Here is a 5,616-nt window from a genome sequence, read left to right as displayed (position 1 = left end):
CAAACAGCTAGAGGTACTGATAACTGATAACTGATAACTGATAACTGAAATGACCCTAGTAAAGAAATCTAGTTAATGCTGAAAACAGTTCTCATTTCACTAAAATATATGACCACAGAAAAACACCATAGTATTACATACTAGGGAATAGAAAACTGTAAAAGGGTTTTAGGCTTGAAAAATTTCTGTACCTAATTCTTGTAGTGCTATATCAAATAACGGTAAAATCTTTACTAAAATTATCAAGTAAAGAGTAAATCTGTTTAATCAACTCCTAATAACTAATTATTTTTCATAACTCTTGAATACACAACGAACATGAAACCCGACATAAAAACAATCATTCAAATCCTTTCTTCAAAAGGTCATATTCAATATAATCAAGAATCTATTAGTCAACTAGAACACGCTCTTCAATGTGCTACTCTAGCAGAAGCTGCAAAAGCCAATAATGAACTAATTTTAGCTTGCTTATTTCACGACTTAGGACATCTAATTCACGACTTGGGAGAAGATGCTGCAAATAAAGGTATTAATGACCATCATGAATATCGTAGTATTAAATATTTAAAACATTTATTTGGTGAAGCTGTAACAGAACCCATTCGCCTTCATGTTGAAGCTAAACGTTATCTTTGTGCAACAAAACCTGAATATTTTTCAACTTTATCATCAGCTTCTAAACAAAGTTTAGAATTACAAGGAGGAATATTTTCTTCTGATGCTGCTGCTCAATTTATTAATCAACCCTATGCAAAAGATGCAGTAAAACTAAGAATTTTGGATGACAAAGCTAAAGTTGTTGGCTTTAAAACTCCAGATTTAAAACACTTTACTCAGATAATCTATCAAACAAGGGAATAGGGAACAGGGAATAGTGGTACTTATACCATTTATCAAAATTTTTTCTACATTTTATTTAGAATAACAATAGGTAATTAAGAGAGTGAAGTGAGAACTAAACATGATAATAATTTATGCTAAATAGCTAACAATCACAAAAAAAAAATTGACTTGTATTAATTATTTGAGAGGTAATTGGTATTATATCAAGTCTCATTAATTAACCATAATATTAGACATTTTTTAGTGGAAAAAATGCGTTAAAGTCAGTCTAGAAAAGGGAATTACATCGATGCCTCAAAAATAGCTATAACCTTTGCTTATTCAAGATTTATGCCTTTTTGAAATAAAAGCTTCTGCCTAACTATATTTGAACCTATTTTCTGGCTTTATTTTGTTTAATTCCAAATAATAAATTTTCCGATAAATCAATTGAAAAGAAGAAATTCACCCTTGATATAACATCAATCACTAAATTTATTAACAGGTAGTAAATCTGGAAAAAAAACAATGATAGTTTTCACCTATATTTTCCTAGATTAATTATTAAAAATAAAATTATCAATCAAATTAATTATCGCTGATTTATTTTCAATCAACCACCTTTAATAATAAGATAATTAAAATAGAGTTTGGATTTTTAGGGAAAAAGGAAATTGTAGGGAAAAAGAAAAAAAAGAGAAATATTAAAGCAATAAAATTCTCATATAAATCATTCCCGATCGCTATATTTTAGCTTTGGCAGTCCTGCAACCTTAATGGTATGTTAAGACAAGCAAAACTTAAAGTGGGAGTATCTTGATCCAACTGCCTATACCATAACAACCTTTCACTACTAAAAATACCCTAAGTATTTATAGCAAAAACTAGTAAAGACGGTATAACAAATTAATTGTAACTATAAAAAAACTGATGAATAATTTCCCAAAAATCACTCATGTTATTTATGACTTAGACGGTTTACTTCTGGATACAGAATCAATTCATGCTCAGGTAAATTCAGAAGTTACCAGCCGTTATGGCAAAATTTTCGACAAACAAACTAAGTGCAAAATTACTGGTAGAAAATCAATTGATTCTGCCAAAGCAATTGTAGAAATATTAGAACTACCTGTCACTCCTGAAGATTATCTTCAACAAAGAAATACCCTCACATATCAACGCTTTCCTGAAGCAAAACCAATGCCAGGTGCAGTTCATCTTACCCAACATTTATATCAAAATAAAATACCTCAAGCTGTAGCTACCAGCTCTTCCAAAGAACCATTTAATTTAAAAACAAAAAATCATCAAGAATGGTTCCAATTATTTAATCATATTGTTGTAGGAGATGACCCTAATCTTAAACATGGAAAACCAGCGCCAGATATCTTCTTAATAGCTGCTGAAAAATTAGGTGCTTCTCCCAAAAATTGTTTAGTATTTGAAGACTCTTTAGCAGGAATGGAAGCTGCCTTAGCAGCAGGAATGTCCGTAGTAGTTGTACCCGATCCTGACATGGATAAAACCTTATTTTATTCCGCCCATCAAATTCTTAATTCCTTGACAGAATTTCAACCCCAATTATGGCAACTACCACCATTCTTTTGAAGAAGGAAGAAGCGAAGAAGCAAGAAGGAAGAGGCAAAAAGAAGGAAGAAGAAAAAAGACTTTAGTTATCTAGGAGATAGGCAAGAAGAAGGAAGAAGAAAAAAGACTTTAGTTATCTAGGAGATAGGCAAGAAGAAGGAAGAAGAAAAAAGACTTTAGTTATCTAGGAGATAGGCAAAAAGAAGGAAGAAGAAAAAAGACTTTAGTTATCTACGGAGATAGGCAAGAAGGAAAAAGTATCTTAAACTCCAAAAAAACTTGTAGACACCCTGTAGACATTGGGGTATTAAACCGATAAAGGAAAAAATAAGAATACATTATCGTTACCGAAAAATTAAGGCTTTAAGCCTCTTCTTTAAAGGAGAAACAAGAAAATATTTTCCTTTTATTCAATCCTCTTCCTTTTAGGGAGAGGTAATTATCAATTATCCATTATCCATTATTGAACTGCGGTGTCCACAATTGATTAGAGTTTAATCTTTCATTTTAAGATGGAAACATTAACCTAAAATCTACAACCGACAACCGACAACCTAAAACCTTCTTGAAAACCATATATTTTTGAAACAGTGATAATATCTAAAAAATAGTTTTTTATTTATACGAACTCACTAAATAATTATGATATTTACTCAACCTATTCCTTTAATTCGCTCCAAATTCGGCTTTACTCTCCTAATTACGGCAGCTTTCATTCTTTTACAACAACCACTGAATGCTCAATCTGAAAATTCCGCAGAGCAAGAAATTCCGATTCAAGTTCCATCAGAAAACTCTACAGATCCAGAAAACCTTCCTGCTTCTCCAGTTCCAATACAACCCACACAACCCGAAAATGTTCGTCCTTTAAATGAACAAAATAGTCTTCTCAGTCTTCAGGGAGGACAACGTTTAATGAGTGAAGCTGACGATGCCATTGCCTCAGAGAATTATGATTTAGCTAGTCAGAAACTTCAAGAAGCTCGTCAAATATTTAACCAACTGTCTAATTTCTATAGTCAATTAGCTGCTAGTTTTTCTGGTATAGATAATCGTCTGGCAGATGACCAACGTACTAAAGCATTGGACACTGCTCAAATGAGAGACCAGGCCACTTATCAGTTAGCTTTAGTCCACCGAGCGCAAAACCAACCTGAATTAGCAGTACCGTTACTTGTTCAAATTATTAGCTCTCAGCAACCCACTCGCGATCTAGGAAAAAAAGCCTACCAACAATTACTAGAACTAGGATTTGTTGATATTCCCTATCCTAGATCCTCTGGAGAGGACCAATCTTCCAATCCATCCCAGTCTCTTAATTAATTTTAATTATGTAGAATAACAGTAACTTTACAGGGGAAGAACTAATGAATCTAGAAGAAGTTGAATTAATGATTAAAGCTGAGTTGCCAGATGCTCAAGTACAAGTCCAAGATTTAACAGGAGGCGGCGACCACTTACAAGCTACTGTTGTTTCGTCTCAGTTTGAAGGAAAAACTCGGGTTAAACAACATCAAATGGTTTATGCTGCTGTACAAGAACCTATGGCTTCAGAAGCTATCCATGCTTTGGCTTTAAAAACCTATACTCCTCAAGAATGGGAAACTGTGGGACAAACTTCTTAATTTTTGCTTTTGAGTTACAACGTAGACAGGATTATTTGGTTATATTAGCCATAATTTAGAAATAACTCATTCTTGTCCGTATTGCGGTATGTAATAGACCGCGACTTGAATGTGGCGATCTATATAAAAGTAGGGCGGCAGGGCATTCCGTCCTTAAAGCTCGTGCGTGCCCGACGGAATACCGGGGCTGCGAAACGAGAAGCCTACACTATAGCCTCAGCTTAGTGTGGGAGATGTCACTTAACTCTGATAATTTGCCCCAATATATCAGGCAAATTAATAGTACTCATTAATCAAACAGCACTTGGCTATTTAGTTAAGGTAAAGATATCAGCCATAGGCTGGTATTAGCTAAGTTCTGAATGTTTCGATGACCATCTACCTATTTATTTGAGGAAATAGCTATGACTCTAACTCCAGAATTAAAAGCCAGAATTGATAACTTAGTTACTCAGAATAAAATTATGGTTTTTATGAAGGGTAATAAACTTATGCCCCAGTGTGGTTTCTCTAACAATGTGGTACAAGTATTGAACATTTTAGGAGCCACCTATGAAACCTGTGATGTTTTAGAAGATCCAGAAATTCGTCAAGGGATAAAGGAATATTCTAACTGGCCAACAATTCCCCAAGTTTACATTAGTGGCGAATTTATCGGTGGCTCTGATGTGATAATTGAAATGTTCAATAACAATAAAGAAGAACTAGAGCAAAAGGTAGCAATTGCTTTAGCATCCTAAAACTCTTAGCATTTGTCACTCTAAAATTATTAAAAAATGAAGGGTCTTTAATTATTTTATGCCCTTCATCTTTATTGATAGATATAACTTAGGAATAATCTATTTCAGTTTGAGTTTGTAATGCCATTTCAAAATTTGAACGGTCATATATGTAGCGAGTTGTTTCTTCCTCTAATCTATTAATTAAAAATGGCTCGATCGCTTTTGATATTCTCAAAGATGCTAGGTAGCCATCTAAATATATACGCATCTCCTCATAGCGGTAACCACGGTTCCACATTTCAACGAGGGCGTCAGTGAGTTTTTGATAGTGACGAATTGTTAGAGCGTCAGTTAACATGAGCTTTTTATTTTTAGGATTAATGGTTATATTTTCAGTTAAAACCTAGTCTTTAGGTTAATGTAATTTGATTTTTAGTGCAACTTCTAGTGTTTGTTTTTAGATTAGTGTTAATTAAATGTAAAGTTGGTATTACACATTACAGGAACACTTATAGCTGAACATTTTTTTGACTATTCTTTTTGCTACTCTTATTTTAAAACAATTTTCTGAAACCCCTCAACTCTTCAGTACACTTATAAATCTATTGATTACCAGTCCATCTTATTTCTACAATATATTTATTGTACTTTCCGTTAATTTTCAAAATAAATTCAAAAATCTTGAATTGGCAAAAATATCAAATATGTGATACGTTGAAGTTTTGAAAAAACTAAATAACTTTGATTTTGGCTCTGCAGAAGATCGGGTCTGTAATCCTTGATTCAGCATCGGGAGTATGTTATTTCAGTTATCAGTTATCAGTTATCAGTTATCAGTACCTCTGCCTGTTTGCGCA

7 protein-coding genes are annotated in these 5,616 nt (G+C 33.2%); 6 read left to right on the top strand and 1 reads right to left on the bottom strand.

The window, feature by feature from the left end:
- The first annotated feature begins 318 nt into the window (after positions 1–318).
- The 6 genes from AC3DU7_RS23440 to grxD all read left to right on the top strand — a co-directional run bounded on the left by AC3DU7_RS23440 (position 319) and on the right by grxD (position 4,777).
- Positions 319–864 carry a phosphonate degradation HD-domain oxygenase gene (locus AC3DU7_RS23440; protein ID WP_488041707.1) on the top strand — a complete coding sequence of 182 codons (546 nt, stop codon included), beginning with the start codon at positions 319–321 and terminating at the stop codon, positions 862–864.
- Between the two features lie 891 nt (positions 865–1,755).
- The gene (locus AC3DU7_RS23435; protein ID WP_488041706.1) at positions 1,756–2,433 is read left to right on the top strand and encodes an HAD-IA family hydrolase; all 678 of its coding nucleotides are present in this window, start codon (positions 1,756–1,758) and stop codon (positions 2,431–2,433) included.
- Positions 2,434–2,807: 374 nt separating this feature from the next.
- The gene (locus tag AC3DU7_RS23430) at positions 2,808–2,879 is read left to right on the top strand and encodes a hypothetical protein (protein ID WP_488041708.1); all 72 of its coding nucleotides are present in this window, start codon (positions 2,808–2,810) and stop codon (positions 2,877–2,879) included.
- Between the two features lie 175 nt (positions 2,880–3,054).
- Positions 3,055–3,735, top strand: coding sequence for a hypothetical protein (locus AC3DU7_RS23425; RefSeq protein WP_488041705.1), 681 nt, complete (start codon positions 3,055–3,057; stop codon positions 3,733–3,735).
- A gap of 44 nt (positions 3,736–3,779) precedes the next feature.
- Positions 3,780–4,037, top strand: a complete 258-nt coding sequence (locus tag AC3DU7_RS23420; RefSeq protein ID WP_488041704.1) for a BolA family protein — start codon at positions 3,780–3,782, stop codon at positions 4,035–4,037.
- A 404-nt stretch (positions 4,038–4,441) separates the two neighbouring features.
- Positions 4,442–4,777, top strand: coding sequence for a Grx4 family monothiol glutaredoxin (grxD, locus tag AC3DU7_RS23415; protein WP_488041703.1), 336 nt, complete (start codon positions 4,442–4,444; stop codon positions 4,775–4,777).
- Positions 4,778–4,865: 88 nt separating this feature from the next.
- Here grxD and AC3DU7_RS23410 read toward each other — a convergent pair whose 3' ends face one another.
- On the bottom strand, positions 4,866–5,117 hold the full coding sequence (locus AC3DU7_RS23410; RefSeq protein WP_488041702.1) for a DUF6761 family protein: 252 nt from the start codon (positions 5,115–5,117) through the stop codon (positions 4,866–4,868).
- Between the last annotated feature and the right edge of the window lie 499 nt (positions 5,118–5,616).

This window comes from Okeania sp., from assembly GCF_983059655.1.
Note: the sequence above shows the minus strand (reverse complement) of the source record. Positions and strands in the feature narration are given on the sequence as shown.

Coding starts and splice junctions, on each gene's coding strand:
- AC3DU7_RS23440 (WP_488041707.1), top strand. CDS start 319: ATGAAACCCGACATAAAAACAATCATTCAAATCCTTTCTTCAAAAGGT.
- AC3DU7_RS23435 (WP_488041706.1), top strand. CDS start 1,756: ATGAATAATTTCCCAAAAATCACTCATGTTATTTATGACTTAGACGGT.
- AC3DU7_RS23425 (WP_488041705.1), top strand. CDS start 3,055: ATGATATTTACTCAACCTATTCCTTTAATTCGCTCCAAATTCGGCTTT.
- AC3DU7_RS23420 (WP_488041704.1), top strand. CDS start 3,780: ATGAATCTAGAAGAAGTTGAATTAATGATTAAAGCTGAGTTGCCAGAT.
- grxD (WP_488041703.1), top strand. CDS start 4,442: ATGACTCTAACTCCAGAATTAAAAGCCAGAATTGATAACTTAGTTACT.
- AC3DU7_RS23410 (WP_488041702.1), bottom strand. CDS start 5,117: ATGTTAACTGACGCTCTAACAATTCGTCACTATCAAAAACTCACTGAC.